At 70.4% G+C, this 25,402-nt stretch carries 27 protein-coding genes and 2 tRNA genes; 21 read left to right on the plus strand and 8 right to left on the minus strand.

The annotated features are described in order from the left end of the window. The first annotated feature begins 28 nt into the window (after window positions 1-28). The 7 genes from ABD976_RS18430 (at window position 29) to ABD976_RS18460 (ending at window position 5,082) form a co-directional block, all read left to right on the plus strand. Window positions 29-439, plus strand: coding sequence for a CD225/dispanin family protein (locus ABD976_RS18430; protein WP_345364798.1), 411 nt, complete (start codon window positions 29-31; stop codon window positions 437-439). Next, entirely contained in the window at window positions 436-855 is a 420-nt protein-coding gene (locus ABD976_RS18435; protein ID WP_345364800.1) for a DUF2752 domain-containing protein, read from the plus strand. The genes ABD976_RS18430 and ABD976_RS18435 overlap by 4 nt, the downstream gene beginning before the upstream one ends. A 30-nt stretch (window positions 856-885) precedes the next feature. Further along, window positions 886-1,674, plus strand: coding sequence for a DNA repair protein RecO (gene recO, locus ABD976_RS18440; RefSeq protein WP_345364802.1), 789 nt, complete (start codon window positions 886-888; stop codon window positions 1,672-1,674). Window positions 1,675-1,765: 91 nt separating this feature from the next. Next, a complete protein-coding gene (locus ABD976_RS18445) occupies window positions 1,766-2,611 on the plus strand; it encodes an isoprenyl transferase (protein WP_345364804.1) in 846 nt (281 codons plus the stop codon). Then, complete coding sequence (locus tag ABD976_RS18450; protein ID WP_345364806.1) at window positions 2,608-3,036, plus strand: YbjN domain-containing protein; 429 nt, start codon at window positions 2,608-2,610, stop codon at window positions 3,034-3,036. Before ABD976_RS18445 ends, ABD976_RS18450 begins: the two co-directional genes overlap by 4 nt. A 319-nt stretch (window positions 3,037-3,355) precedes the next feature. Next, window positions 3,356-4,372 carry a permease gene (locus tag ABD976_RS18455; RefSeq protein ID WP_345364808.1) on the plus strand — a complete coding sequence of 339 codons (1,017 nt, stop codon included), beginning with the start codon at window positions 3,356-3,358 and terminating at the stop codon, window positions 4,370-4,372. After that, a complete protein-coding gene (locus tag ABD976_RS18460) occupies window positions 4,372-5,082 on the plus strand; it encodes a TIGR03943 family putative permease subunit (protein ID WP_345364810.1) in 711 nt (236 codons plus the stop codon). The genes ABD976_RS18455 and ABD976_RS18460 overlap by 1 nt, the downstream gene beginning before the upstream one ends. 4 nt (window positions 5,083-5,086) lie before the next feature. Here the strand turns inward: ABD976_RS18460 and ABD976_RS18465 are convergent, their stop codons facing one another. Together ABD976_RS18465 and ABD976_RS18470 are read right to left on the minus strand one after the other, a co-directional pair. After that, window positions 5,087-5,500 carry a Fur family transcriptional regulator gene (locus ABD976_RS18465; protein ID WP_345364812.1) on the minus strand — a complete coding sequence of 138 codons (414 nt, stop codon included), beginning with the start codon at window positions 5,498-5,500 and terminating at the stop codon, window positions 5,087-5,089. Further along, entirely contained in the window at window positions 5,497-5,946 is a 450-nt protein-coding gene (locus tag ABD976_RS18470; RefSeq protein ID WP_345364814.1) for an ArsR/SmtB family transcription factor, read from the minus strand. The genes ABD976_RS18465 and ABD976_RS18470 overlap by 4 nt, the downstream gene beginning before the upstream one ends. Before the next feature lie 198 nt (window positions 5,947-6,144). Here ABD976_RS18470 and ABD976_RS18475 point away from each other — a divergent pair, with 198 nt between their 5' ends. From ABD976_RS18475 to ABD976_RS18500, 6 genes are all read left to right on the plus strand, one after another. Further along, window positions 6,145-7,530: a glycine--tRNA ligase gene (locus ABD976_RS18475; RefSeq protein WP_345364816.1), complete on the plus strand. Its 1,386-nt coding sequence runs from the start codon at window positions 6,145-6,147 to the stop codon at window positions 7,528-7,530. Between the two features lie 372 nt (window positions 7,531-7,902). Next, window positions 7,903-8,562: a YdcF family protein gene (locus tag ABD976_RS18480; protein ID WP_369774670.1), complete on the plus strand. Its 660-nt coding sequence runs from the start codon at window positions 7,903-7,905 to the stop codon at window positions 8,560-8,562. 61 nt (window positions 8,563-8,623) lie between these two features. Beyond that, window positions 8,624-9,916 carry a deoxyguanosinetriphosphate triphosphohydrolase gene (locus tag ABD976_RS18485; protein WP_345364818.1) on the plus strand — a complete coding sequence of 431 codons (1,293 nt, stop codon included), beginning with the start codon at window positions 8,624-8,626 and terminating at the stop codon, window positions 9,914-9,916. Window positions 9,917-10,054: 138 nt separating this feature from the next. Then, window positions 10,055-10,240, plus strand: a complete 186-nt coding sequence (locus ABD976_RS18490; RefSeq protein WP_345364820.1) for a hypothetical protein — start codon at window positions 10,055-10,057, stop codon at window positions 10,238-10,240. Between the two features lie 89 nt (window positions 10,241-10,329). Next, complete coding sequence (locus ABD976_RS18495; protein WP_345364822.1) at window positions 10,330-11,424, plus strand: serpin family protein; 1,095 nt, start codon at window positions 10,330-10,332, stop codon at window positions 11,422-11,424. 92 nt (window positions 11,425-11,516) lie between these two features. Further along, window positions 11,517-12,083, plus strand: a complete 567-nt coding sequence (locus tag ABD976_RS18500; protein ID WP_345364823.1) for a carboxymuconolactone decarboxylase family protein — start codon at window positions 11,517-11,519, stop codon at window positions 12,081-12,083. Window positions 12,084-12,173: 90 nt separating this feature from the next. Here ABD976_RS18500 and ABD976_RS18505 read toward each other — a convergent pair whose 3' ends face one another. Next, a complete protein-coding gene (locus tag ABD976_RS18505; RefSeq protein ID WP_369774671.1) occupies window positions 12,174-13,091 on the minus strand; it encodes a sigma-70 family RNA polymerase sigma factor in 918 nt (305 codons plus the stop codon). 57 nt (window positions 13,092-13,148) lie between these two features. Here ABD976_RS18505 and dnaG point away from each other — a divergent pair, with 57 nt between their 5' ends. The 5 genes from dnaG (at window position 13,149) to ABD976_RS18530 (ending at window position 16,978) form a co-directional block, all read left to right on the plus strand. Then, window positions 13,149-15,041 (plus strand): DNA primase, encoded by a 1,893-nt coding sequence (gene dnaG, locus ABD976_RS18510; protein WP_345364825.1) that lies wholly within the window; start codon window positions 13,149-13,151, stop codon window positions 15,039-15,041. Then, window positions 15,038-15,562, plus strand: a complete 525-nt coding sequence (locus tag ABD976_RS18515) for a hypothetical protein (protein WP_345364827.1) — start codon at window positions 15,038-15,040, stop codon at window positions 15,560-15,562. The genes dnaG and ABD976_RS18515 overlap by 4 nt, the downstream gene beginning before the upstream one ends. Then, window positions 15,562-16,320 (plus strand): trans-aconitate 2-methyltransferase, encoded by a 759-nt coding sequence (locus ABD976_RS18520; protein ID WP_345364829.1) that lies wholly within the window; start codon window positions 15,562-15,564, stop codon window positions 16,318-16,320. The genes ABD976_RS18515 and ABD976_RS18520 overlap by 1 nt, the downstream gene beginning before the upstream one ends. Before the next feature lie 100 nt (window positions 16,321-16,420). Beyond that, window positions 16,421-16,493 (plus strand) — tRNA-Asn (locus tag ABD976_RS18525). Window positions 16,494-16,576: 83 nt separating this feature from the next. Continuing rightward, window positions 16,577-16,978: a hypothetical protein gene (locus tag ABD976_RS18530; protein ID WP_345364831.1), complete on the plus strand. Its 402-nt coding sequence runs from the start codon at window positions 16,577-16,579 to the stop codon at window positions 16,976-16,978. Between the two features lie 84 nt (window positions 16,979-17,062). Here the strand turns inward: ABD976_RS18530 and ABD976_RS18535 are convergent, their stop codons facing one another. After that, window positions 17,063-18,238: a sensor histidine kinase gene (locus ABD976_RS18535; protein ID WP_425570104.1), complete on the minus strand. Its 1,176-nt coding sequence runs from the start codon at window positions 18,236-18,238 to the stop codon at window positions 17,063-17,065. A gap of 512 nt (window positions 18,239-18,750) precedes the next feature. On the opposite strand from ABD976_RS18535, the gene ABD976_RS18540 reads away from it, so the two are divergent. After that, on the plus strand, window positions 18,751-19,332 hold the full coding sequence (locus ABD976_RS18540) for a TMEM165/GDT1 family protein (protein ID WP_345364835.1): 582 nt from the start codon (window positions 18,751-18,753) through the stop codon (window positions 19,330-19,332). Between the two features lie 37 nt (window positions 19,333-19,369). On the opposite strand, the gene ABD976_RS18545 is transcribed toward ABD976_RS18540, so the two are convergent. Continuing rightward, window positions 19,370-20,248: a glycoside hydrolase family 16 protein gene (locus tag ABD976_RS18545; RefSeq protein WP_345364837.1), complete on the minus strand. Its 879-nt coding sequence runs from the start codon at window positions 20,246-20,248 to the stop codon at window positions 19,370-19,372. A gap of 1,037 nt (window positions 20,249-21,285) precedes the next feature. On the opposite strand from ABD976_RS18545, the gene ABD976_RS18550 reads away from it, so the two are divergent. Continuing rightward, entirely contained in the window at window positions 21,286-21,960 is a 675-nt protein-coding gene (locus tag ABD976_RS18550) for a hypothetical protein (RefSeq protein ID WP_345364839.1), read from the plus strand. 353 nt (window positions 21,961-22,313) lie between these two features. On the opposite strand, the gene ABD976_RS18555 is transcribed toward ABD976_RS18550, so the two are convergent. Beyond that, window positions 22,314-23,198, minus strand: coding sequence for a DUF4231 domain-containing protein (locus ABD976_RS18555; protein WP_345364841.1), 885 nt, complete (start codon window positions 23,196-23,198; stop codon window positions 22,314-22,316). 863 nt (window positions 23,199-24,061) lie between these two features. On the opposite strand from ABD976_RS18555, the gene ABD976_RS18560 reads away from it, so the two are divergent. Next, the gene (locus ABD976_RS18560; RefSeq protein WP_345364843.1) at window positions 24,062-24,469 is read left to right on the plus strand and encodes a tyrosine-type recombinase/integrase; all 408 of its coding nucleotides are present in this window, start codon (window positions 24,062-24,064) and stop codon (window positions 24,467-24,469) included. Between the two features lie 66 nt (window positions 24,470-24,535). Here ABD976_RS18560 and ABD976_RS18565 read toward each other — a convergent pair. Together ABD976_RS18565 and ABD976_RS18570 are read right to left on the minus strand one after the other, a co-directional pair. Further along, window positions 24,536-24,610 (minus strand) — tRNA-Ile (locus tag ABD976_RS18565). A 120-nt stretch (window positions 24,611-24,730) separates the two neighbouring features. After that, window positions 24,731-24,937 (minus strand): hypothetical protein, encoded by a 207-nt coding sequence (locus ABD976_RS18570; RefSeq protein WP_345364845.1) that lies wholly within the window; start codon window positions 24,935-24,937, stop codon window positions 24,731-24,733. Window positions 24,938-25,402 lie beyond the last annotated feature (465 nt).

Consider the following 25,402-nt stretch of genomic DNA (forward strand, 5'->3'; position numbering starts at 1 on the left):
GCGTGCACCTTTCGCCCTGGGAGGGACCATGAGCGAGCCCACCGATGACCGTTCCGCCGAGGGTGCGTCGCCGGTACCTGAGGGGCCGGTCGGTCCAGCGCAGGCCCCGGCACCGCCGCCGGGCGGGTACCTCCCACCGCAGGCCTGGGGCGGGTGGCCGGTGCCGCCGAACAACAACCTCGGGTGGGCGATCGGTGGCTTGCTGGTCTGCTGGCCCTTCGGTATCCCGTCGCTGATCAAGGCCACGCAAGTGACCACCCTCTGGGCGCAGGGGCGTTTCGGCGAGGCGCAGGCCGCCGCTTCCGAGGCGAAGAAGTGGGGCAAGATCGGCATCATCGTCGGGGCCTGCCTGTGGGGCCTGTACCTGGTGCTCATGGTGGTCTACTTCGTGTTCCTCGCCGGGCTCGTCGGCGGCGCCATCACCTCCGGGCAGCCGTGACCGCCACGCGGTTGAAGGCCATGCTGCCGCCCGCCGCGAGCGTGGTGGTGGCGGTGGCGATCGCCACCGTCGTCGTTGCCGCCGATCCCACCTCGGAGGCGGGTTTCCCGCTGCCGCCGTGCCCGCTCAAGCTCCTCTTCGGCATCGACTGCCCCGGGTGCGGTGCGGCCCGGATGATCTACAGCCTGCTGCACGGCGATCTTCCGGCCGCCGTGCACTACAACGCGGCCGCCGTGCTGTTCGTCCCCTTCTTCCTGTGGACGTGGGGTGGCTGGGCGTGGGGTCGCTGGCGCGGCAGGCGAGTCCGCACGTGGGAGCAGTGGCGTTGGTCCCCGCACGTCGCCCTGGTGTTGATCGCCGTCTGGTCGGTGGCCCGCAACCTGCCGTTCGAGCCGTTCTCGTCCCTGCGCGCCTGAGGGGTCCGGCCCGGGTGGGATGATGGGTGGGTGAGCCTCTACCGGGACACCGCCGTCGTGCTGCGGGTGCAGAAGCTGGGCGAGGCCGACCGGATCATCACGCTGCTGACCCGGCGCGGGGGCAAGGTGCGCGCCGTGGCCAAGGGGGTGCGCCGGACGACCTCGCGGTTCGGCGCGCGGGTCGAGCCGTTCTGCCACGTGGACGTGCAGCTCCACACCGGGCGGACCCTGGACGTCATCACGCAGGTGCAGACCCTGGACGCGTTCGGCGCGCACATCGTGGACGACTACCGGCGCTACACCGCGGCGTGCGCGGTGCTGGAGACCGTCGACCGGCTGGCCGCCGAGGAGGGCGAGCCGGTGCTGCGGCTGTACCTGCTGGCCACCGGGGCGCTGCGGGCGCTGGCCGGGCGGGACCGGGACGCCTCGCTGGTGCTGGACGCGTTCCTGCTGCGGGCGATGTCGTTCGCCGGGTGGTCCCCGGCGCTGGGCGAGTGCGCCCGGTGCGGCGCGGCGGGCCCGCACGGCGCGTTCAACGTGCAGGCCGGGGGAGCGGTGTGCGGGAGCTGCCGCCCGGCCGGCTCGGTGCGCCCGTCGGCCTCGACGATGCCGCTGATGGACGCGCTGCTGCACGGCGACTGGGACGCGGCCGAGGCGGCGGCGAACCCGGTCCGGCGGGAGGCCAGCGGACTGGTCGCCGCGCACCTGCAGTGGTACATGGAGCGGCAGCTCCGCTCGCTGCCGCTGGTGGAACGCGCGGTGCCCGAGCTGATCCGGGAGCGGGCGGAACTGCCGGGCGAGCGCGTCGGCGAGGGCTGAGGGCGCCGGGGCGGTACCTCTGGACGGGTGAACCTCGGCGGGGCGGCACAATGGCCCGGTCCAGGCGGAAGGGCCGAAGGGGAGTTCACCTATGTTGCGACGTCGCGGGCGGGACCGGGACGACCCGAGCGTGCAGCCTCCTGCACCGCACGCGGAGGGGGCGGTGCCACCGGCGGTGCCCGCCGAGTTCGTCCCCGGGCACGTCGCCGTCGTGATGGACGGCAACGGGCGCTGGGCGAACCAGCGCGGCCTGCCCCGGGTGGAGGGCCACAAGCGCGGTGAGGCGGTGGTGCTCGAACTGGCCCGGGGCGCGATCGAGATCGGCGTCAAGTGGCTGTCGCTGTACGCGTTCTCCACGGAGAACTGGAAGCGCAGCCCGGACGAGGTGAAGTTCCTCATGGGCTTCAACCGGGACGTGATCCGCCGCCGCGTCGACGAGCTGGACGCGATGGGCGTGCGGGTCCGCTGGGCGGGACGCCGACCGAAGCTGTGGCGCAGCGTGGTCAACGAACTGCGCAGCGCGGAGGAGCGCACCAAGGGCAACGAGGTGCTGAATCTGACCATGTGCGTGAACTACGGTGGACGTGCGGAGATCGGCGACGCCGCGCGGGAGATCGCCCGGCTCGCCGCGGCAGGGAAGATCAATCCGGAACGGGTGGACGAACGCACCGTGGCACGTCACCTCTACCAACCCGAGATGCCGGACGTGGACCTGTTCATCCGCCCGTCCGGGGAGTTCCGCACCTCGAACTTCATGCTCTGGCAGAGCGCGTACTCGGAGTTCGTGTTCCAGGACACCTTGTTCCCCGACGTGGATCGGCGGCACCTGTGGCAGGCGTGCCTGGAGTACGCCCGCCGGGACCGGCGGTTCGGCGGTGCGATCGACCGCAGCGCCACCGACGACGACACCCCCGACGCCCAGGAGGGCACCTCATGACGCTGGAGGCCGCCACCACCGCGCGGTTGCTGACCGCCGCCAAGGAAGCTCTGGAGTCCTACCACGAAGTGCACGTCGACGACGACGGCGCGCTGACCTTCCGGCATTCCGACGTGCCGTGCGCGGTCCAGGCGATGCAGCTCGCCGAGGGGCTCACCGTGCTGAGCCTGACCTGCGTGGTCGCCTGGGACCTGCCGGTGAGCGACGAGCTCGCCCAGTCGGTCGCCGAACGCGCGGGTCAGGGTCTGTTCGGCACGCTCGGCGTGGTGCGCACGGAGAACGGCATGGACATCACGCTGCGCTACGCGTTCCCGGCCGAGGGCATGGACCCCGCTCCGCTGGGCACGCTGCTGATGCTGGTGGTGGCCACCGCCTCCCAGCTCCGGACCGAGCTGTTCGTCGACAACGGCACCGGCGGCGAATAATCACCTGGTTCTGAGTGAGGGCACCTTCATCCGACTGAGGACCGCATTCAGAATGGTCTGCGTGGCGGTGCGGGTGGCGGAACCTCAGCGGTCTTCTCGCTGCGGGATCGCCTCCTGATGTACCAACGCGTCGGCGTTGTCCCCGCGAGCAGACCGCGGAGAACCCGCGGCGGTGCAAGCTGACGGCCTCACCGCATGCGGCTTCGCCGCATTCTGAACGGACCCCTAAGCCGGATGAAGGTGCCCCTCACTCAGGTATCGAACGGGTGAAGTGGCGGTACTGCGAACGATTATCAGTTCGAACTGGCACGATGTCCGGGTGACCGAGACCGTGCCGCGCGCCAGCGCCCGCGCCCGCCCGCCGCGCCGCGGCGTCACCTCGCTGGAGGTGCTGTGCGGGCTGCTCGTGCTCGCCGCCGCGTTCCAGCAGCCGCTGGTCGCCGCGCTGGACGTGCCCGCCCTGCGCACCGGCTCGACGATCTTCGTCGCGGTGTGCGTGCAGGCGATGCCGTTCCTGGTGCTCGGCGTGCTGATCAGCGGTCTGATCGCGGCTTTCGTGCCGCCGACGGCGGTGCGCCGCCTGCTGCCCGCCCGCCCCCCGGCGGCGGTCCCGGTCGCCGGGCTCGCCGGGGTGGCGCTGCCGGGCTGCGAGTGCGCGTCGGTGCCGGTGGCGCGGCGGCTGATGCAGCAGGGGGTGGCCCCGGCCGCGGCCCTGGCGTTCCTGCTCGCCGCCCCGGCGGTGAACCCGATCGTGCTGGTCTCGACGGCGGTCGCGTTCCCGGCGGAGCCGGTGATGGTGCTCGCCCGGTTCCTGGGCTCGCTGCTCACCGCCTGCGCGATGGGCTGGCTGTGGGCGCGCTTCGGCCGCGCCGAATGGCTGGCCGAGCGGGCGCTGCGGCGGGTCGAGGCGCGCCGCGCGGCCGGGAACCGCTGGGTGGTCTTCGCCGAGTCGGCCCGGCACGACCTGGTCGAGGCGGGCGGCTTCCTGGTGCTCGGCGGGGTGACCTCGGCGGTGTTCAACGTGCTCGTCCCGGCGTCCTGGCTGGAGACCCTGGGCGGTCAACTGGTGCTGGGCGTGCTGGTGATGGCGGTGCTGGCGGTGGTGCTGGCGTTGTGCAGCGAGGCCGACGCGTTCGTGGTGGCCGCGATGCCGGGCCTGCCGCTGCTGCCGCAACTGGTCTTCCTGGTCGTGGGCCCGGCGGTGGACGTGAAGCTGTTCGCGTTGCAGTCCGGCACCTTCGGCAGGCGGTTCGCGCTGCGCTTCGCGCCCGCGACGTTCGCCGTCGCGATCGGCTGCGCGGTGCTCGTCGGTGCGGTGCTGGTGGGAGGTCGCTGATGCGCCGGGAAACGCAGAACGTGCTGCTGCTGCTGTTCGGCGGGGCGCTGCTCAAGATCGCCTTCGGCGGTTCGTACCTGCGCTACGTCAAGGCGGAGCTGTTCCCGTGGCTGGTCGGGGCGGGCGCGGTGATGGTGGTGCTGGCCGCGGTGGCCATCGTGCGCGACGTCCGCGCCGGGGGTGCCGCCACCGGACCGGGCCACGAGCACGGCAGCCGCAGCCCGTGGATGCTGCTGCTGCCGGTGCTGGCCATCTTCCTGGTCGCGCCGCCCGCGCTCGGCTCCGATTCGGTGCTGCGCGCCGGGGAGCGGTCCAGCCCGCCCGAGGAGACCTCGCTGTTCCCGCCGCTGCCGCCGGGGGCTCCGGTGCTGAGCCTGTCGGAGTTCGTCACCCGCGCGGTCTGGGACGACAGCCGGGCGCTGGCGGGGCGGGACGTGCGGTTGCGGGGGTTCGTGGTGCACCCGGAGGACGGTCCGGTGCAGCTCGCCCGGATGCGCATCCGGTGCTGCGCGGCGGACGCGGCGCCGGTCGCGGTCGAGCTGGCCGGTCCCGCGGCGGCGCGCGCGGCGGAGCTGCCCTCGGACACCTGGATCGAGGTCACCGGCCGGCTGCGCCCGGGTTCGGCCACCGAGGGCAGCGGGTACGTGCCGACGGTGCGGGTCGGCGCGGTGCGGCCGATCCCGGTGCCCGCCGAGCCCTACGAGCGGTGAGCGCTCAGCCCTGGCAGTCGCGGCAGGTGCCGGTGATCTCGACGGTGTGGCTGACCTCGGTGAAGCCGTGCTCCTGGCCGATCCGCTCGGCCCAGTTCTCCACCGGTGGGTCGGCGACCTCGACGGTGCGACCGCAGTGCCTGCACACCAGGTGGTGGTGGTGATGGGTGGAGCAGCGGCGGTAGACGGCCTCGCCGTTGCCGGTGCGCAGCACGTCGATCTCACCGGCGTCGGCCAGCGTCTGCAACGTGCGGTAGACGGTGGTCAGGCCGATGCCCTCGCCCTTGCGGCGCAGCTCCTCGTGCAGCTCCTGGGCGGACCGGAAGTCCTCGACCTCGTTGAGCAGCTTGGACACCGCCGCCCGCTGCTTGGTGGCCCGCAATCCCGGTACGACGCCGGGCCGCTCGCCGGTGGTCACGCTGTCTCCGTCTCCTGTCCGCTCGGTCGGTCCGCCGCGGGCCGGGACCGGTGGCCCGCGCTCTCCTCCGCGTGCGCCACGGCGTCCACCACGATGTGCGCGAGGTGCTCGTCGACGAGGCGGTAGACGACCTCGCGCCCGTGCCGCTCGCCGTAGACCACGCCGGCCGACTTCAGCACCCGCAGGTGCTGGCTGATCAGCGGTTGCGCGACGCCGAGCGCGTCGACCAGCTCGTGCACGCAGCGCTCCGAGGTGCGCAGTTGCAGCACCAGCGCGATCCGCACCGGGGCGGCCAGCGCGCGCAGCAGCTCACCGGCCTCGACGAGCGCCTGCTGGTCCCGCTGCGGCGCCGGGCGTGCCTCCCGCTCCGGGGCGTGCACGTGCTCACCGGCGGTGACCAGCGGACTCGCGTTCCCGGCTGCGGAGTCCGGGCTGACGGCGGGCATGGTGTCCTTTCCGGCGGACGTGATGGGTGCGTCGGGCGCCTTCCCCCCACATCCTACGGGTAGCGCCCGGTCCGTCGTCGCACCTCGCGCGTCGCGACCCGGTGGGGGCGCGCCGTCGGCCAGGCGGGCATCGGTACGCTGGGAAACTCCAGCCGACCAGCCAGTTCGGCGCAGACCAGCGAAGATTCCGGAGTGACCGTGCCCGCCGATCAGATCGAGACGATCGTCAATCTCTGCAAGCGCCGTGGTTTCGTCTACCCCTCCGGCGAGATCTACGGCGGTACCCGGTCGGCGTGGGACTACGGTCCGCTCGGCGTGGAGCTGAAGGACAACATCAAGCGCCAGTGGTGGAAGTCCGTGGTGCAGGGCCGCGACGACGTCGTCGGCCTGGACTCCTCGGTCATCCTGCCCCGCCAGGTCTGGGAGGCCTCCGGGCACGTCACCGCGTTCCACGACCCGCTGGTGGAATGCCAGAGCTGCCACCACCGCTTCCGCGCCGACCAGCTCGCCGAGGAGTTCACCGAGCGCACCGGCAAGCAGGCCGACGAGGGCGACCTCTCCGAGGTGCCCTGCCCGAACTGCGGCAACCGCGGGCAGTACACCGAGCCGCGCGAGTTCAACATGATGCTCAAGACCTTCCTCGGTCCGGTGGAGAGCGAGGAGGGGATGCACTACCTGCGCCCCGAGACCGCGCAGGGCATCTTCGTCAACTTCGCCAACGTGATGACCACGGCGCGCAAGAAGCCGCCGTTCGGCATCGGCCAGATCGGCAAGTCGTTCCGCAACGAGATCACGCCCGGCAACTTCATCTTCCGGACCCGCGAGTTCGAGCAGATGGAGATGGAGTTCTTCGTCGAGCCCGGCGAGGACGAGCAGTGGCACCAGTACTGGATCGACCAGCGCCTGAACTGGTACGTCGAGCTCGGCATCAACCGCGACAACCTGCGCGAGTACGAGCACCCGCAGGAGAAGCTGTCGCACTACTCCAAGCGGACCGTCGACGTCGAGTACCGCTTCCGCTTCGGCGGCCAGGAGTGGGGCGAGCTGGAGGGCATCGCCAACCGCACCGACTTCGACCTCGGCACCCACTCCAACCACTCGGGCGTGGACCTGTCGTACTTCGACCAGGCCAGCAACTCCCGCTACCGGCCCTACGTCATCGAGCCGGCGGCCGGGGTCGGGCGGCCCATGATGGCGTTCCTGATCGACGCCTACACCGAGGACGAGGCGCCCAACGCCAAGGGCGGGGTGGACAAGCGCACCGTGCTCAAGCTCGACCGCAGGCTCGCGCCGGTGAAGGCGGCGGTGCTGCCGCTGTCGCGCAACGCCGAGCTCTCGCCCAAGGCCCGCGACCTCTCCGCCGCGCTGCGCCGGAACTGGAACGTCGACTTCGACGACGCCGGGGCGATCGGCCGCCGCTACCGCCGCCAGGACGAGGTCGGCACCCCGTTCTGCGTCACGGTCGACTTCGACTCGCTGTCCGACCACGCGGTGACCGTGCGCGAGCGCGACACCATGACCCAGGAACGCGTAGCGATGGACAAGCTGGAGGAGTACCTCGCAGCCCGCCTGCCCGGTTGTTAGGGGTGTGGTGGTCTTTTTGCTTGGCGGTGCGGGTGGCGGAACCTCAGCGGCCTTCTCGCTCCGGGCGCCCTTCCTGATGTACAACCACGTACACGGCGTCAGGGCGTCCTCGCGAGAAGGCCGCTGAGAACCCGCGGCGGTGCAAGCTGCGAGGGTGGGGTAGTGCGGAAGCGGGCTTCGCCGCTTGCCTGACGGCGGTTGCCGGTGGCGCGTGCGTTCGGCGGAAGCGGCTCTCGCCGTGTCGGGCCTCTTCGGGTGCTCTCGTGAGATGAGGGCTGGGGCCTTCGGTGGACGGAACCGAAGTGGTCCCGTCGTGGCACCCTCCCCCTGCGGCCCTGGGGATCTGGTCGTGGCCGGGTCTGCCACGATGGCGTGGTGACTCCGCATCGAACCGCTCGGCCCACCTCGCGCGGCGCGCGGGTGCTGCGCCGGACGCTGGTCGGCGCTTTGGTGATGGTGGTGCTCGTGATCGGCGGCACCGCGTTCCGGGTGTGGCAGGTCGCCCGCTTCGACGAGCGGCGGCCGGTCGACATCGCGGTGGTGCTCGGTGCGGCGCAGTACCACGGCACGCCCTCGGAGGTGCTGGAGGCGCGGCTGGAGCACGCCTTGGAGCTGTACCGGCAGGGGATGGTCGAACACCTGGTCACGGTGGGCGGCAGCCAGCCCGGCGACGCCTACACCGAGGCCGGGGCGGGCAAGAAGTGGCTGGCCGAGCACGACGTCCCGCGCGACCGCATCACCGACGTCGACGTGGGCAGCGACACGCTGGGCAGCATCTCGGCGGTGGCCGATCTCGCCGAGCGGCGGGGCTGGGACTCGGCGCTGATCGTCAGCGACCCGTGGCACTCCCTGCGGGCCAAGACGATGGCCAACGACTTCGGCCTGGATACCTGGGCCTCGCCCACCCGGTCCGGCCCGATGGTGCAGACCAGGGCGACCCAGCTGCACTACATCGTGCGGGAGACGGGCGCGCTGCTGTACTACCGGCTCACCCACGCCAGCGCCGAGGTGGACGGCGACAGCCTCGGCTGAATGCACGACAGCCTCGGTTGAATGCGCGGCGCGGCGGCGGACCCCCCGTAGGCTGGCAGCGATGAGCAGCAGCGCACCGCCCACCGGCTACCGCGACCACGACCTCGCGCGATCGCTGCCGGAGGCGCCCAAGCTGGCCGTGCCCGGTGCGGCGCACGCCGACGAGCGGTCGGCGTTCGCCCGGGACCGGGCGCGGGTGCTGCACTCGGCGGCGCTGCGCAGGCTGGCGGGCAAGACGCAGGTGGTCGGCCCCGAGGAGGGCGACGTGCCGCGCACCCGGCTCACCCACTCGCTCGAGGTCGCCCAGATCGGCCGGGGGATCGCCACCGCGCTCGGTGCGGATCCGGACCTGGTGGACACCGCCGGGCTGGCCCACGACATCGGTCACCCGCCGTTCGGGCACAACGGCGAGGACGCGCTCGACGAGCTGGCGCACGCGTGCGGCGGTTTCGAGGGCAACGCGCAGACGCTGCGCATCCTCACCCGGCTGGAGCCGAAGCTGGCCGATCCCGCCGACGTGGGGCGCGGCCTGAACCTCACCCGGGCGGGCCTGGACGCCGCCACCAAGTACCCGTGGCCCAAGCGCCCGGGCGAACCCAAGTACGGCGTTTACGCCGACGACCTGGCGGTGTTCGAGTGGATGCGGGAGGGCGCACCGGAGGGTAGGCGGTGCCTGGAGGCCCAGATCATGGACTGGTCCGACGACGTCGCCTACTCGGTGCACGACGTCGAGGACGGCGTGCTGGCGGGCCGGATCTCGCTGCGGGCGCTGACCAGCGCCGCGGAGCGGGACGAGATCGTCCGGATGGCGGCCAAGCACTTCTTCAGCGGGGACGGCGACGCGGTGGACCGGCTGGACCGGGCCGCGGTCGAGCTGGTGGAGCTGCCCGCGGTGGCCGCCGTGCTGGACTACGACGGCACCTTCCGGTCCCAGGTGGCGCTGAAGCGGCTGACCAGCGAACTCGTCGGCCGCTACGTGGCGGCGGCGGTGACCGGCACCACCGGCCGGTCCGGTCCCGGGCCGCACACCCGCTACGCCGCGGACCTGGTGGTGCTGCCGGGCATGGCCGCGGAGGTGGCGGTGCTCAAGGCCGTGGCGCTGCGCTACGTGATGAGCGATCCGCAGCGGTTGCGGTTGCAGGAGCGGCAGCGCGCGGTGCTGGTGGAGCTCGTGGAGGCGTTGCTCCGGCGGGCGCCGGGGTGCCTGGACCCGGTGCTGGCCGGGGCTTGGGAGCGGGCCGCCGATGACGCCGGGAAGCTGCGCGTGGTGCTCGACCAGGTGGCGTCGCTGACCGATGCGCAGGCGTGGCGGTGGCACCGGACGCATGTGCGGGTCGGAGTTGACTCGGTGTGAGGTATACCCGAAAGTGCGGAGTCGATCTGCGAATTTCCGCCACACTGTCACGCAGAGTATTAACGGGGTGTGCACCACCCCCGTCTTCGCCCCCGTCGCGGCGCGGCCCCGAGCCTTCCGCACCGCTAGGAGAACCCGATGTCCCACCGGCACTACATCCAGAAGCTCGTCGTCGGCGGTGAGCCCTACGTCAACTCCGACGACCTCGCGGGCTGGATCGGTGCGCTGAACTGGCAGGACCCCGCCGCCGAGCGCGCCGCCCGCTACATCATCCAGGAACTGCGCCTGATGGGCCTGTCCGACATCGAGGAGACGCTGCGCTGAGCGCTTGGTGAGGCACCGGCGCCGGGCCCCGCAGCGGCGCCGGAGCTGGCAGACTCGGCGGCAGCCCGAGCGATCACCTGGAGCGGCCCGTGAGCGACCACCTCGCCTTCAGCGCGTCCCTGCACCACCGCCTGGCCCCCGCCGCCGACCAACCGTTCTGCTGGTCGCCGTACTCCGTGGCCAGCGCCCTCGGCCTGGCCGCCGCGGCGTCGGCCGGGGACACCCGCGCGGAGCTGGTCGCGGCGCTGCGCGGCGAGCTGCCCGCCGTCGTCGACCGGCTGGCCCGCGCCGCCGAGCTGGAGGCCGCCGCCGGGGCCGACGAGCCGGTGCTGGCGGTGACCAACACCCTCTACGCGCACGAGGAGCTCCCGGTTCAGGAGTCCTACCTGCGCGCGCTGGCGGACTGGCCGGGCAACGCCCTGCGCAACGCGCCGTTCCGCGCCGAACCGGAGAAGGCCCGCGAGCAGATCAACGACGACGTCGCCGAGACCACCCGCGGTCTGATCCCGGAGCTGCTGCCGCCCGAGGCGGTGGACTCCGAGACGGTCGCGGCGCTGGTCAACGCCCTGTACCTGAAGACCTCCTGGCGCGAGGCCTTCGACCGCGCGGCCACCGCCGAGCGCACCTTCCACGCCCCGGGCGGCGACCGGGAGGTGCCGACCATGCGGTTCACCCGCCGCACCGGTTACGCCGCCCGGGACGGCTGGCAGGTCGTGTCGCTGCCCGCGACGGGCGGGGTGGAAGCGTTGGTGCTGCTGCCCGACGGCGAGCTGGCCGGGACCGAGGCGGGGCTGGACGGCGCCGCGCTCGGCGCCCTGCTCGACGCCGTCGAGCCGCAGCGGGTGGAGCTGTCGCTGCCCCGCTTCGAGGCCACCGGCGAGGCGGAGCTGCAACGCCCGCTGGGTGCCCTCGGGGTGCGCGCGCTGTTCACCCCGGCCGCCGACTTCTCCCCGCTGACCGACGCCCCGCTGCGGATCTCCACGATGATCCACCAAGCGGTGCTGCGGATCGACGAGAGCGGGCTGGAGGGCGCCGCCGCGACGGCGGCGATGATGCGGCTCACCGCCGTGGTGTCCGAACCCGACCCGATTCCGGTGGTGGTCGACCGGCCGTTCCTGTTCCTGGTGCGGCACCAGGGCAGCGGTGCGCTGTACTTCCTCGCCCGCGTGGTGGATCCGAGCTGACCTGTCACGTCCGGCCTGTCACGTCCGGCACGGCCACCTCGTCCTCCCGGTGAGCGCCCGCGACGGGCGGGCGCGAGGGTGAGGAGGCGATCATGCCGAGGATTCCGCTGGTGCCCGCGGCGCGGGCCGACCGGTTGACCCGCTGGGTGTACCGGGTGTGCGCGCGCAAGTACGGCGCGGTGCTGGAACCGCTGGCCGTCCTGGCGCACCACCGCAAGCTGATGCTGGCGTCCGGGGTCGCGGAGCTGGCCGTGGAAAAGGCGGCGACGGTGCTGCCCGCCGCCGTGCGGGAACTGGCCGTCTACCGGGTGGCCACCGCGCTGGGCTGCTCCTGGTGCGTGGACTTCGGCACCATGCTCCAGCGCAACGAGGGCCTGGACCTCGACCGGCTCGCCGAGATCGACGACTACCGGAACTCGGCGGCGTTCAGCGAGCTGGACCGCCTGGTGATCGAGTACGCCGACGCCATGACCGCGCTGCCGATGCGGGTCACCGACGAGCAGGTCGCCGAGCTGGAGCGCCGCCTGGGGCGCGCGGGAGCGGTGGAGCTGACCCACCTGATCGCGCTGGAGAACCAGCGCACCCGGTTCAACCACGCGCTGGGCATCACCGCCCAGGGCTTCACCTCGGGCGAGGCCTGCCGGGCCCCGATGCCCTGAACACCCGACCCCACCAGCACCCACCTGGGTGAACTTTTGCCAGGTGAGGGGCACCCTGTACCACGTGACTTGGTACAGGGTGCCCCTCACTCACCACTCTTGCGGGTGAACGTCCCAGCGGACCCGGGTGAGCTTGTCCGGGTTGACGACGTCGAAGAGGTCGGCGACCAGGCCGTCGCGGACCGCGACCGCCAGCACCCGGGGCGCCGCCTCGCCGGTGCCGGGGACCAGCAGACCCGGGTCGCCGTTGACCAGCACCGGACGCGTGCCGGCGAGCAGTTCATCGCCGTACTTGCCGACCAGCCCCGCGGCGAAGCGCGCCACCTTCTCCCGGCCCAGCACCGGACGCCGCGCCGTCCGGGCCCGGCCACCGCTGTCGCCGTAGACCGCCGCGTCCGGGTGCAGCGCCCGGCCGATCGCGGCCACGTCCCGGGACGCCACCGCGGTGAGGAACGCGTCGAGCGCCTCCTGCTGCACCGGCAGCGGTGCGCGTTCGGCCGGTGCGGCGTCGGTCATCCGGCGGCGGCCCCGGGAGGCGTGCTGCCGCGCGGTGGCCACCGCGCAGTCCAGCAGCTCGGCGATTTCGCTGAACGGCACGTCGAAGCCGTCGTGCAGCACGAAGGCGAACCGCTGGTCGGGCGGCAGCTCGTGCAGCACCCGCAGCGCCGCCATCCGCAGGTCGTCGCGGTCGGCGACCAGGTCCGCCGGGTCGGGGTCCGGGGCGGTCACGATCGGCTCCGGGAGCCACGGCCCGACGTAGCGCTCCCGGCGCACCGCGGCCGAGCGCATCCGGTCCAGACACAGCCTGCTCACCACGGCGGTCAGCCAGCCGCCGAGGTCGCGGACGCCCGCGCGGTCGGTCCCCGCCAGGCGCAGCCAGGCCTCCTGCACCGCGTCCTCGGCGTCGGCGATCGAGCCGGTCAGCCGGTACCCGATGCCGATCAACCTGCCCCGATGCCGGTCGAACTCGGCGGCCAGGGCGGCGTCGCTGGTGGTCACCGCACCGATTCTGCCGCACCGGGGACGGCGCACCGGAGTCGATCCCGCAGCCCCTATGCTGGGGGCGTGGCAGGGAGGATTCGGGAGAGCGACATCGCCGAGGTACGCGAGCGCATCCGGATCGACGACGTGGTCGGCGAGTACGTCGCCCTGCGCAACGCCGGCGGTGGTGCGCAGAAGGGCCTGTGCCCGTTCCACGACGAGAAGACCCCGTCGTTCAACGTGCGCCCGAGCCACGGCACCTTCCACTGCTTCGGCTGCGGCGAGGGCGGCGACGTGATCGCCTTCCTGATGAAGAGCGAGCACGTCGGGTTCGTCGAGGCCGTCGAGCAGCTCGCCGACCGCGCCGGCGTCCGGCTGACCTACGAGGGCGGCCGACCGGGACCGCAGCGCGACCGGGGGACCCGCGCCCGGATGGTCGAGGCGCACCGGCTGGCCGCCGAGTTCTACGCCGAGCAGTTGCGCTCGCCCGAGGCGCTCAAGGCCCGCGAGTACCTCGCCGAACGCGGTTTCGACGAGGCGGCGGCCACCCGGTTCGGCTGCGGGTTCGCCCCCTCCGGGTGGGACAAGCTGACCAAGCTGCTGCTGGGCAAGGGGTTCGAGCTCGACGAGCTGATCAAGGGCGGGCTGGCCAAGGAGGGCAGGCGCGGACCGATCGACCGGTTCCACCGGCGGCTGCTGTGGCCGCTCAAGGACCTCTCCGGTGACGTGGTGGGCTTCGGCGCGCGCCGGATCTTCGACGACGATCCCATCGAGGCGAAGTACGTCAACACCTCCGCCACGCCGATCTTCAACAAGTCCCAGGTGCTGTTCGGCATCGACCTGGCCAAGCGCGAGATCGCCAAGCGCAGGCAGGCCGTGGTCGTCGAGGGCTACACCGACGTGATGGCGATGCACCTGGCCGGGGTGCCCACCGCGATCGCCTCCTGCGGCACCGCCTTCGGCGACGAGCACATCTCGGTGCTGCGGCGGCTGATGATGGACGACGACGTCTTCCGCGGCGAGGTCATCTTCACCTTCGACGGGGACGAGGCCGGGCAGAAGGCGGCGCTGAAGGCGTTCGACGGCGAGCAGCAGTTCGCCGCCCAGACCTACGTGGCCATCACCCCGGAGGGGATGGACCCCTGCGAACTGCGCCAGGCCAAGGGCGACGCCGCGGTCCGCGACCTGGTGGCCCGGCGGCGCCCGCTGTTCGAGTTCGCCATCCGCAGCCTGCTCACCGAGCACGACCTGGACTCGGTGGACGGCCGGGTCGCGGCGCTCAAGCGCACGGTGCCGCTGGTCGCGCAGATCAAGGACCCGGCCAGCCGGGACGGGTACGCGGTGAAGCTGGCCTGGTGGGCGGGCTGGAACGACGAGAACCAGGTGGTCCGCCGGGTCCGCGAGTCCTCCGGCGCCCCGGTCAAGACCAAGCGCCGCCCGCGCAGGCAGGAGGCGCAGCAGCCGCTGGGCCTCGACGCGGACCTGCCCAAGCGCCCGCCCCGGCACGATCCGCGCTGGCAGCAGCGCGAGGCGTTGAAGGCGGCGTTGCAGGTCCCGGCGCTGGCCGGTCCGCTCTACGACGCGTTGCCGGACGAGGCGTTCACCGAGCCCGCCTACGCCGCGTTGCACGGCGCGGTCCTGGCGGCCGGGGGCACCGCGTCCGGGCTCAGCGGCCCGGCGTTCGTCGACGCCATCGCGCAGCACTGCACCGACCAGGTGGGGCGCAGCCTGCTCACCGAGCTCGCGGTGGAGCCGATGGACATGAAGTCCGCCGACGACGCCCGCTACGTCTCCGCCGTGCTGGCCCGGTTGCAGGAGAGCCTGGTGAGCAGGCAGATCGCCGACATCAAGTCGAAGGTGCAGCGGATGTCGCCGCTGGAGGACCCCGAGGAGTACAACGCCCTGTTCGGCGACCTGGTGGCGCTGGAGGGGTACCGCAAGGCGTTGCTCGATCAGGCGATGGGCGGACTGGAATGAGGACGTGGGCACGTCGGCTGTTGGACCGGCTGAGCGGCACCGCGGAGGTGCCCGCGGACTTCGCCGGGGAGCTGGCCGCTGATGAGCAGGTGCTGGCGGTCGGGCGCGCCGCGGACGGCCCGCTGCTGGCCACCCGCCTCGGGCTGTGGCTGCCCGCCGGGCGGCGCGTCGGCTGGCACCTGATCAGCAAGGCGACCTGGGACGACGGCCTGCTGGTGCTGATCGAGGCGGCGGAGACCGGGACCGCCGGGGACGCGGTGCTGCTGCGCGACCACGCCCCGCAGCGCTTCCGGCTCACCGATCCGGGGCGGGTGCCGGAGGTGGTGCACGAGCGGGTCACCGGTTCGATCCGGTCCCGGCACCACCGCGAGCTCCCCGGTGGCGGCGCGTGGTTCGTGCAGCGCAAGGTGCCCGGCCAGGACGGCATCGTGCTCCAGGTGCGCGCCGAGGAGGGCACCGACCCCGCGGTGCTGGCCGACTTCGCCGCGCAGGTCTCCGAGCGGTTGCGCCAGGCCGAGTGATGTGGGATCCGGGGCACTACCTGGCCTTCTCCGACCACCGGGACCGGCCCGCGCACGACCTGCTGGCCCGGGTCGGAGCCCAGCGGGTCCGGCGCGCCGCGGACCTCGGGTGCGGCGCGGGCAACCTCACCGGCCTGCTCGCGCGGCGGTGGCCGGAGGCGCAGGTGGACGCCTCGGACGCCTCCCCGGAGATGGTGGCCGCCGCTCGTGAGCGGGGGGTGCGCGCCCGGCTGCTCGACGTGCGCGACTGGTCCCCGGCCCCGGACACCGACGTGGTGCTGTGCAACGCCGTCCTGCAGTGGGTGCCGGAGCACGTCGAGCTGCTGCACCGGTGGATCCCCGCCCTGCCCGCGGGGGCCTGGTTCGCCTTCCAGGTGCCCGGGAACTTCGGCTCCCCGTCCTACCGGGCGATCCACGAGGTGCTCGGCCGCGAGCGGTGGCGGGGCCGGGTCGAGGGCGTGCTGGACGCCGGCTCGGTGCTCGACGCCACCGGGTACGCGGACGTGCTCGCCGACCTCGGCGCCGAGGTGGACGCCTGGGAGACCACCTACGCGCACCGGCTGCACGGACCCGACCCGGTGCTGGAGTGGGTCAGCGGGACCGCGCTGCGCCCGGTCCGCGCGGCGCTGGACGACGCCGAGTGGTCGGACTTCCGAGCCGAGCTCGCCCCGCTGCTGCGCGAGGCCCACCCGCGCCGCGCCGACGGCACCACCTGGTTCGGCTTCCGCCGGGTCTTCGCCGTGGCGCACCGTCCGTGACCTGCGACGATCATGAACGAGGGGGTGGGTGGAACCCGCTCGAGCGGATGGTCTAGAGTAGTTCCCGTCAGCACGTCAAGGGCTGATGAACGAAGAACATTCCTCCGTAGCTCAATTGGCAGAGCATTCGGCTGTTAACCGAAGGGTTACTGGTTCGAGTCCAGTCGGAGGAGCTTCCCGAAGCGAAATCGCAGTGCGAGTTGGGGATGCCGACAGTCGTCGGCATCCCCAACTCGCGTTCGCGGGGGAGGAACGCATGTCCGCTGTGGCCCGTCTGGTGACGTTCGTCGAAGCCGACGACCAGGGCGACGGCACCACGATCTCCGTTTCGGCGCGGCACGTCGCGGAGCTCGTCGACGGAAGCCGGGTGGTGCTGCTCGACGACCGCGGGTGGGCTGAATCGGGCGGCTGGACCACGGCCTCAGCGGCGCAGATGCGGGAGACGGCGCGCGTGGTGGTCGGACCGGACGAACCGCCCGACGGCCGCTCCTACGACGCCGAGGCAGCGGCGCACTGGGCCGATCTGAGGCGGGTCGCCCAGCGGCACGGGATCGTCGTCGACGCGGCCGAGCTCGCACGGCTACCCCACGACGTGGTGCTCAGCGATCGGGTCCTCGCGCGGATCGGGGACGACCAGGACACCGCCGGGCCAGGTTGATGCGTCGCCCGCCGTCCGGCGGGACACCGCGCGGCGACGGCAGGCACCTGAAGCGGGTCCTCCAGACGATGCGCGCCTAGCACCTCACCGCGCGCCGGTGGCGGGGACGCCTTCAACGCCCACCGGGACCACCGCTCGGACCCGCCAGTCGCCGTCGGGTTCCGGTCCGGCCGCCAGCTCGCCGCCGTAGGCGGTGGCGCGCTCCCGCATCCCGATCACGCCGTTGCCGCCCGGCACCGGAGCCGTCCCGGGGCCGATCAGGTTGCGCACGTCGATGGTGACCGCCGCGCCGTCGTGCTCCAGCCGCACCGCGATCCCGCCCGCGCCGTGCTTGAGCGCGTTGGTCAGCGATTCCTGCACGATCCGGTACACCCCCAGGCCCGGTCCGGTGGGCAACGCGCCGAGGTCGCCCACCACCTCCAGCGACACCGGGCTGCCCAGCGCCCGCACCCGGTCGACGAGGTCCGGCACGGCGGTCGCGGTCGGTTGCGGGGCGTCCTCGCGATCGGTGTCCGCGCGCAGCACGCCGAGGAGCTGCCGCAGTTCGGTCAGCGTCTCGCGGCCGGTGCTGCCGATGGTGCGCAACGCCTGCTCGGCGAGTTCCGGCTTGCCGCGCAACGCGTAGCGGGCGCCGTCGGCCTGGCTGACCATCACGCTCACCGAGTGCGCCAGCACGTCGTGGATCTCCCGCGCGATGCGGTTGCGCTCCTCGGCGACGGCGATCCGGGCCTGGTGGTCGCGCTCCACCCGCAGCGCGTGCACCCGCTGCGCCACCTCGGCGCGCCGGGCCACGGCCAGCTCGCCGAGCACCCAGCTCACCACGGCCAGCAGCAGGAAGAACAGCGCCACCCACACCTTCTGGACCGGCTGGTAATCCGCTCGCGCGAGTTCGACGCCCACCCCGACGCCGATCACTCCGGCGTACCCCGCCGCCACGCCCCGGCCGACGTGCACGACGAGGGTGTGGAGGTACACGCACGCGGCGAGCTGGGCGGCCCGCAGCGGCCACGGGCTCTGCAGCAGCACCAGCAGGGCCAACGCGACGAGCGTCGCGGCGGCACCGGCCACCGGCCACCGGCGGCGCACCACCAGCGGAGCCACCAGCAGCGCGCTCAGCACCAGGTATTCGGGAACCCCGGCTCGACTGCGGGCCGCGAAGCCCGAGAACCCTTCCAGGACCTGAGGTAGGAACAGCGCCGCCGCGAGCAGGGAGTCACCGGTCATCGGGTGCTCCCTGAACCACCGGTTCAGCCGTCGCATCGCGCCAGAGTAGCCAGCCGGGAGGACGCCCGAGATCAACCCGCGGGCCCGACCGGTCTACGACTCCGGTCGTACGCCGGGCGGGTCGTCGACGATGCCGATCCGGCGCATGGCCACAGCTCGCTCCACGGCTCCTTCGGACCGACCACAGCGGGGTGCCCTCCCGCAGGAGGAGCTGTCCCGCGGCGAAAACCGCGCGGACGAATCGCCGACGATTCTTCTTCGGGGCGCCGAACGGAATCGTTGGCCGTGGTTGGAATTCCGCGTCGGAATTGCGGATCGTTGCTGTTCGCCGAAAGGCTTCGGTAAGGTCGCTCGCGTCGGAGGGGAGTAGTCCCCAATTCGCGCGGTCGACACGGTGGATCCCGCATCGACGCAGGTGGTCCCGGCCGCGCGAGCCTCCTTCGGGGCGGACGAGACCTTCGGCCCGGTGCTGGAACGCGGGTCGGGGCGAATGCTGCCCGGCCGCGCTGGAAAAAGGGGTTCACGTGGAATTCGCCACCGCTCTGGGTGTGAGCGCGGTCGCCATCTTCATCGCGGAAATGGGGGACAAGACGCAATTGGTCGCGCTCTCCCTGGCGACCCGCTACCGCGCGCTCACCGTGCTGGCGGGGATCACCGCCGCCACCGTCGCGGTGCACGGCGTCAGCGTCCTGATCGCCGAGGTCCTCGGCCTCGCGCTCCCGACCGACTGGATTACCCTGATCGCCGGGCTCGCGTTCCTGTTCTTCGGCGCCTGGACCCTGCGCGGCGACGAGCTCACGGCCGAGGACGAGCGCCGAACGGCGGCCCGCCGCACCCGCTCGGCGTTCATCGCGGTGGCCACGATCTTCTTCGTCGCCGAGCTCGGCGACAAGACGATGCTCGCCACGATCACCGTCGGCGCCAACTACTCGGCCACCTCGCTGGCCTGGCTCGCGGTGTGGATCGGCTCCACGGTGGGCATGGTCGTCGCCGACGGCATCGCCGTGGTGCTCGGCAAGCTCCTCGGCAAGAAGCTCCCCGAACGCGCCATCCAGATCGGCGCCGCGGTCCTGTTCTTCGCGGTCGGCGCGTTCATGACCCTCCAGGGAGCCCGCACCCTCCTCGGCTGAGCTGCGGCTGCGACCCCGGCGGACGACGCCGGGTGGCTCACTGCTCGACGCGGACCCAGTCGACGAGGTAGCGGGCGCTGCCCGCGGCGACGCGGTCCACCGAGCTCTGCGGCAGGCCGAAGTAGGGCTCGGTGACGCCGTTGACGCCGTGCGGGAAGGTGCCGCCGAGGGCGAAGTTGAGGATCAGGAACTGGGGGTCGTCGAAGACCCACCGGCCGTACTGCTCCACCTGCGCCCGGTCGACCCGGTGGAACGCGGTGCCGTCGACGGAGAAGGTCATGCCGTCCGGCTGCCAGTTCACCGAGTAGACGTGCCAGCCGCCGGGGTCGGTGCCAGTGAAGTCCTGCCTGCCGGTGATCGGGGTGTCCCCGGAGTAGCCGGGACCGTGCAGCGCGGTGCTCGTCCACGGCTCGCCGACGTGCTCCATCAGGTCGATCTCACCGCAGTCCGGCCACGGGGTGCCGGATCCGATGCCGCTGCCGAGCGCCCACGCGGCGGGCCACAGGCCGGGGGCGTTCGCGCCTTCGGGGAGCTTGAGCCGCACCGAGTACGTGCCGTAGGTGAAGTCGAAGTTGCCCTGCGTCTTGAGCCGGCCGGAGACGAAGTCGTAGGTCCGCCCGTCCGGGGCCTGGTGGCCGGGCCGGTAGCGGGGGTGGATGGCCAGGGCGCCGTTCTGGGCTCCCGCGGCGTTCTGGTCGACGTAGAGCGTCTCGGGCGAATCGATGTAGGCCTGCTGCTCGGAGTTGACGGTGCCGAAGTTCTCCCCGGTGACCTCCACCGTCCACCGGGAGCGGTCGATGCCCGAACCGGAGAAGTCGTCGAAGAAGATCTCCTGCTGGGCCGAGGCCGCCGGAGCGGCCGTCAGGGGGAGCAGCGCGGCTGCCGCGAGGACCGCGAGCCTGGTCGCGACGATCACGTCGATCTCCTCTCCGCGAGGCGCAGCGGTCCCGGCTCGGCCGCGGCTCGATGCATTCAGAGAATCCCCGGAGCGCCCGGCGGTAAAGCCGTCCGGGAACTGCATCGATCCACCCCGCCGCGGATTGCTACCACAGCGGGCACCACCGTGGTCCGTTCGCGCGGTGCGGAGTAAAAAGCGACATCGGGGTGCGGATTGTCAACCGATCGTCACCGTCGTTTCTGATCGCACGCCGAGTGAGGCACGGTAGGACTTGAAACCACGACCTGACGTTCATGAGCTCGGTTGAGCGTTGTTTGCCGCCATCCGCCGTGGTCAGCGAAGTTCACGAACGCACATGTCGGGCGTTGACGTCGTTCGGGGCGTCTGTCGCTGTTCGCGGGATGTAGTGTGGCGATGATCTTGCTTTGAGGCAGTCAAGCCCAGGCGAGAGGCGCTACGGTGACGTGCCGACGGTATCAACTCAGGGCTGCTCGGTGAGCATCCCAGCAAGGTGGTTACCAGGGCTCCTAAATGCTCACTCAGGTGAGCACCTCGAAGCCGCGGATTAGAAACGGGCGTTCGCTGATGGTCAACATTGCGGCACGTCGTATCGAGCGACGAGTGGTGTTCGCGGTAGGGAAGACTCGTTGGGGACCGTCGTTTGTGAACCTATGGCCTCGCTTGTGGAGGTTTGTGGAGTACAGGGGCGGGCGCGTGGTAGTGCGAGCTCACCGGTCGGAAAGAAGTGTCGGACGCTGGCGCCGGTTCTAGCTATGTGGCTCACTTCGGTGCCGCCCCGCAGCATGGTCAGCCGTCGATAGTGGACGGACGGTGCAGTTACAGCGCTCAATAGCTGAACGGATACACAGTGCCGATGGATTCGAGTAGGATCCCATCTCGGCGGGAGCCGCATCCTAGGTTCCTCGCGACGAAACTTGGATGCGGATAGCAGTGGGAATGGAGCCATGGGAACTGAGACGTGCTTCTATATTTGCCCTGTCGGGGATCCTGATTCAGCGGAACGGAAGAGAAGCAATCAGATATTCCGACACATAGTGAGCGCAACGCTGACGCCTCTCAATTACTCCGTCACAAGGGCTGATCAGTTAGATCAGTCGGGCACTATCACGTCACAGATTATTGATGGATTGCTGAATAGTGACCTTGTTATTGCCGACCTGACTGACCACAACGCGAATGTTTTCTATGAATTAGCCATTCGTCATGCGGTAGCTAAGCCATTCATTCAATTGATAGCCGAAGGGCAATCGCTTCCGTTTGACATTCAGGGATTGCGGACTGTATTTGTCGACCACCGCGATTTGGATTCTGTTGATAATGCAAAGAAATCTTTGGCTGGAATGGTGGATTCCATCAGAAACGGCAATCCTGTCGAGACGCCACTCACGTACACTATGAATATACAAAGCTTGCGACAATCGGACGATTTCGAAGCTCGCGGCATTGCGGAAATAATCGAAGAGATGCAGGAGGTTAAGCGAAGTTTTCGCCAATTCGCTGAAGCGCCTTCTGTGCGCGGGAGCCGCCGCACTCCGGAAGCCCGCGACCTAGTGTTCCTTTTAGATTTCATTGAGCATCTTGCGAGTGTGGACAGAGTTAAACCCGACGATCTCCGCGAAATAGTGGGACACCGGGACGTTTCCAAGAAGCTTTCCGAGTGGGCGAGCAGGCAGATCGCAAAGAATTGGCCTAATGTTCCTCCGTTCTGACATGGCGTAAATCGCAACGCCAGCACTGGTGTGCCGGTACATGTCGCGGCCCGGCGACGTGCAGCAATTCTTCCGCAGAGGTCGCAGGTCCGAGATGGTGGTGTATCCGACGCCGCCGGAGCGCTCGACCGGGTCGCCCGCATGCGTGGTGGCCCCGGGCGTTGAGTGGCTGCACCGCCCGGGGCCGCAGCGCCTTGGCGCCGCCACGTTCGGCAGTAGGATGAGCAACCAGAACGTCCGCGAATGGAACGGGCCACGTCAGTAGTAGCTCGCTGGGCCGCTCGGGCAGGGCGCCCACGTGGGCATCCCCCTCGGCTTTCCCTGAGCACTATGGTGCGCTTGGTCGTGCGGACTCATTCTCCGTGGGACGCGCGCCAGGTGCTGTGCTCGCGGCTGATCGCTGCCTCCGCATCAGCGACGGCGCCAGCCCAAGAATTCTCGTCGGTGTCCTCACGAAGCCGCTCCCAGATGGCTCCGAGCTCATGACTCGCAACGATGTAGGCGTTGGCAGTAGTGGCATGTTGCCGAGTGGCTGTCCACGCCGCAAATGCGGCGATGCATGCCGCGATTATACCGGCGAGGTCGAACGAGACGAACCCAAAGGCCTTGACCAAGGCTCCACCAATGCCGACTACCTCTAGGCAGAGCATCACAACCTGGTACACCCCGGACCGCCGTCGATGGTATTGCGCCTTACCGCTGTACCAAACTTGTTGGTCGTGTATCCGGCCGAACAGGTAGATTTTGCGCCTTTCCTTCAAGGGTGCGGAACGCAATTCGCGCATACGATCGGAAATCATCGAACCTGCGCTCGGAAGAATGTGCACGGCAGCAATTTCAGCGCGCAGTGCATCCAGCCGATCGATGAATCGACGATTCGCCTCAGTAGCGGTCAGGCTCCGAGGAAAAGGGGCTCCGCCCACGGTGTACCGCCAAGTGAGCGTCTTGACGGACTCTGCCAGAGCGCGTCCCGCATACCACGCCTTGTCCGGCCTGTTATGCAGGATGAACATGCCAGTGGCTAAAGCGCTGACGAACAGCAACGCTGTAGAGACAGCAGCGATGTCGGCTGCACCCACTCGGAGGGTGACCGCCGCCGAAGCTGCAGCCAGCACCGATAAGATCAATCGTGCTCGCACGGCACGCAGGTACGTCCGCTGTCCGCGCGACGACGCGGCATCAGCGGCCTGAAACAGCGCCGGATACGACTCGTAATCAATACTCGGCGTCGACTCCATAGCGGGATTCATAGTTGCCCCCTCCGTCACGAAACCTGTCGTTGGTCCCAAGCGAGACAACCATATCGGCGATTCAGACCTGAGCGGTGGACTTCACACCTGACCGCGGTCGGTCACCCACCAACGAAGAGTGCGGATCGGCCGCGCATTGGCGAACGCAAACGCACACGCCCATGCGGTACCGCTACCAGACCAAAGGAAAGACTGAGCCAGGACCACAACCTCTGTGGACCGGCCGACGTCGCCGACTGCCTCGGCGTTCCGTCGGCATCTCTACCCATGGCGTTGCTCGCGGCAGTCGTGGAGGAAGCGGGGTTGACGGCTCGGCTGATCGCCGATCAGCGTGGGCCGCTCGCGCGTGTTGATAACCCTCGATACGTACTTCGGTATGGGCAGCGGTACCGCGCGAGCGTTGAGACCTTGGCCTGCGTGGTGCCGTCGCCGGCGTCGGGAAGTTGGCGAACTTCGATCCGACTGGCATTCCTCGGGCTTCTGGCCAGCGGGAGAATGGGGGCCCAGGGGTCGAACCCGAACCCGTGGATTACTTGGCCGGGATTGTCTTCTTCGGTGGTTCGATGCGGGCCCTCCCATGAACAGGGGGGTTTACAAAAGCAACTGATCGACCTTGAGCCTTGGGCGGGGAACGTCTTGTCGCTGTTCAGTGCGTAGAGTGCACCGCTGCGGTCCCTCCGCGTCGCTCATCGAGAAGCCGCGAACTTGCGAACCAACTTCCCTGCGCTAGACCACAAGCCGGGGAGGTGCTATGGCAGCTGTGCCGACGGCGCCAGCTTGAGGTTGCTCAGTGACCAACTCAGCAGAGCGACCACGCCGGTTCTCGGACGCTCGCCCAGGCGACTAGCTCGATGTCGGCATGGGGTCATGCCGAAGTTCCTCACTACGAGGCCCAGCGGGGGCTGGTCTCGATGCTCCGCGATCGGCGCGCGCGGCTGGCGGAGCGGTTCGGGGTGCCGCTCGACGACTTGGACGGCCCGGTGTTCCCGAACACCAAGGGCGGTCTGCGGGACAAGCACAACACGCTCGCGCGCTGGCGGGAGTTCCGGGCGGAGGCCGAGTACCCGTGGGTGACCTTCAAGACCTTCCGGAAGTCGGTGGCGACCGTGCTCGACGGGGCGGGGTTGACCGCTCGGGAGATCGCTGATCAGCTCGGGCACTCGAAGGTGTCGACGACGCAGGACGTCTACATGGGCAGGCGGGTCACGAGCCGCAAGGCCGCTGAGGCGTTGAGCGAGGTTGAGTGGTTCGGGAAATAAGGTGTGGAAAAGATGTGGCGATGATCTTGGGAGGATCGTCGCCACCCTTTCCGATCAGGCGCGGAGTGGGGCAGGTGGGACTTGAACCCACGACCTGACGGATTATGAGTCCGCTGCTCTGACCTGCTGAGCTACTGCCCCCGGCTCCGCGAGTACGGGGAATCGTAGCGAGGTGCGGCGTCCTCGGGGCTGTCGGGTCGGGCTGTGCGCAGCGACGGGGCCGGTGCCCCGTGGGTCACCGGCCCCGTCGCTCGACCGCCGTCAACTGAACATCGCGAAGATGTTGAACGCCCCGCTGAGCTGCCCGATGATCGCGATCGTCGCGCCGAGCGCGCCGATGGTCGCGATGGTCAGCACCGCCAGCATGATCAAGTACACCAGAGCCTTGACCGGCTTCGGCAACTTGGTGATCGCCGAGATGTCGGGCAGTGCGAGCTGTGGTTCTTTGCCGATCCCTGGTGCGGACATCTGACTTCCCCCGTCCTCGTGTCAGTCTCCCTTGCGTGCACCGCTGCTCCGGAGACGGAGAGCAGCGGGAGTCCCGTTGCGTTCAACGCATAACGAACAAGTCTCGTTCAGCGCTCGGCTGATCGTCCGGCTCCGCGGCTGCTCCGACCTGGACAGAATCATCCGCGCTGCCACCGCGACCCGCGAGCGGGATCGGGAGCGTTCCGCGGCGTGTCGGAAATCGTTACCCATTCCTGATCGGAACGTGCGGTTCCGTTCATTTGGATGAATACATTTCGGATTTCGCGGGCGCCGGGATGTCCTGTCGTCGTTGACCGACGATCTGCGCTGCACGTCAAGAGTACCAACATCACCCGCTCCGCGATCAGCGGGGTACCTCCGCCCGGTGGCCCGTTTTCCCCGGTCACCCGGGACTTTCGACCCGGGCCGCCGGCCCGGTGGTCCGGTTGACTCGGGGGCGGACAT

The sequence above is a fragment of the Saccharopolyspora cebuensis genome, assembly GCF_039542665.1.
In the GTDB taxonomy this organism is placed as follows: Bacteria; Actinomycetota; Actinomycetes; order Mycobacteriales; family Pseudonocardiaceae; genus Saccharopolyspora; species Saccharopolyspora cebuensis.

Bases quoted from the DNA above. Each gene is read 5' to 3' on its own strand.
- ABD976_RS18515 (WP_345364827.1), top strand. From the start codon at position 15,038: ATGAGGACGTGGGCACGTCGGCTGTTGGACCGGCTGAGCGGCACCGCG.
- ABD976_RS18530 (WP_345364831.1), top strand. From the start codon at position 16,577: ATGTCCGCTGTGGCCCGTCTGGTGACGTTCGTCGAAGCCGACGACCAG.
- ABD976_RS18460 (WP_345364810.1), top strand. From the start codon at position 4,372: ATGCGCCGGGAAACGCAGAACGTGCTGCTGCTGCTGTTCGGCGGGGCG.
- ABD976_RS18445 (WP_345364804.1), top strand. From the start codon at position 1,766: ATGTTGCGACGTCGCGGGCGGGACCGGGACGACCCGAGCGTGCAGCCT.
- ABD976_RS18535 (WP_425570104.1), bottom strand. From the start codon at position 18,238: ATGCGACGGCTGAACCGGTGGTTCAGGGAGCACCCGATGACCGGTGAC.
- ABD976_RS18500 (WP_345364823.1), top strand. From the start codon at position 11,517: ATGCCGAGGATTCCGCTGGTGCCCGCGGCGCGGGCCGACCGGTTGACC.
- ABD976_RS18560 (WP_345364843.1), top strand. From the start codon at position 24,062: ATGTCGGCATGGGGTCATGCCGAAGTTCCTCACTACGAGGCCCAGCGG.
- ABD976_RS18490 (WP_345364820.1), top strand. From the start codon at position 10,055: ATGTCCCACCGGCACTACATCCAGAAGCTCGTCGTCGGCGGTGAGCCC.
- ABD976_RS18430 (WP_345364798.1), top strand. From the start codon at position 29: ATGAGCGAGCCCACCGATGACCGTTCCGCCGAGGGTGCGTCGCCGGTA.
- ABD976_RS18555 (WP_345364841.1), bottom strand. From the start codon at position 23,198: ATGGAGTCGACGCCGAGTATTGATTACGAGTCGTATCCGGCGCTGTTT.
- ABD976_RS18470 (WP_345364814.1), bottom strand. From the start codon at position 5,946: ATGCCCGCCGTCAGCCCGGACTCCGCAGCCGGGAACGCGAGTCCGCTG.
- ABD976_RS18570 (WP_345364845.1), bottom strand. From the start codon at position 24,937: ATGTCCGCACCAGGGATCGGCAAAGAACCACAGCTCGCACTGCCCGAC.
- ABD976_RS18450 (WP_345364806.1), top strand. From the start codon at position 2,608: ATGACGCTGGAGGCCGCCACCACCGCGCGGTTGCTGACCGCCGCCAAG.
- ABD976_RS18485 (WP_345364818.1), top strand. From the start codon at position 8,624: ATGAGCAGCAGCGCACCGCCCACCGGCTACCGCGACCACGACCTCGCG.
- ABD976_RS18520 (WP_345364829.1), top strand. From the start codon at position 15,562: ATGTGGGATCCGGGGCACTACCTGGCCTTCTCCGACCACCGGGACCGG.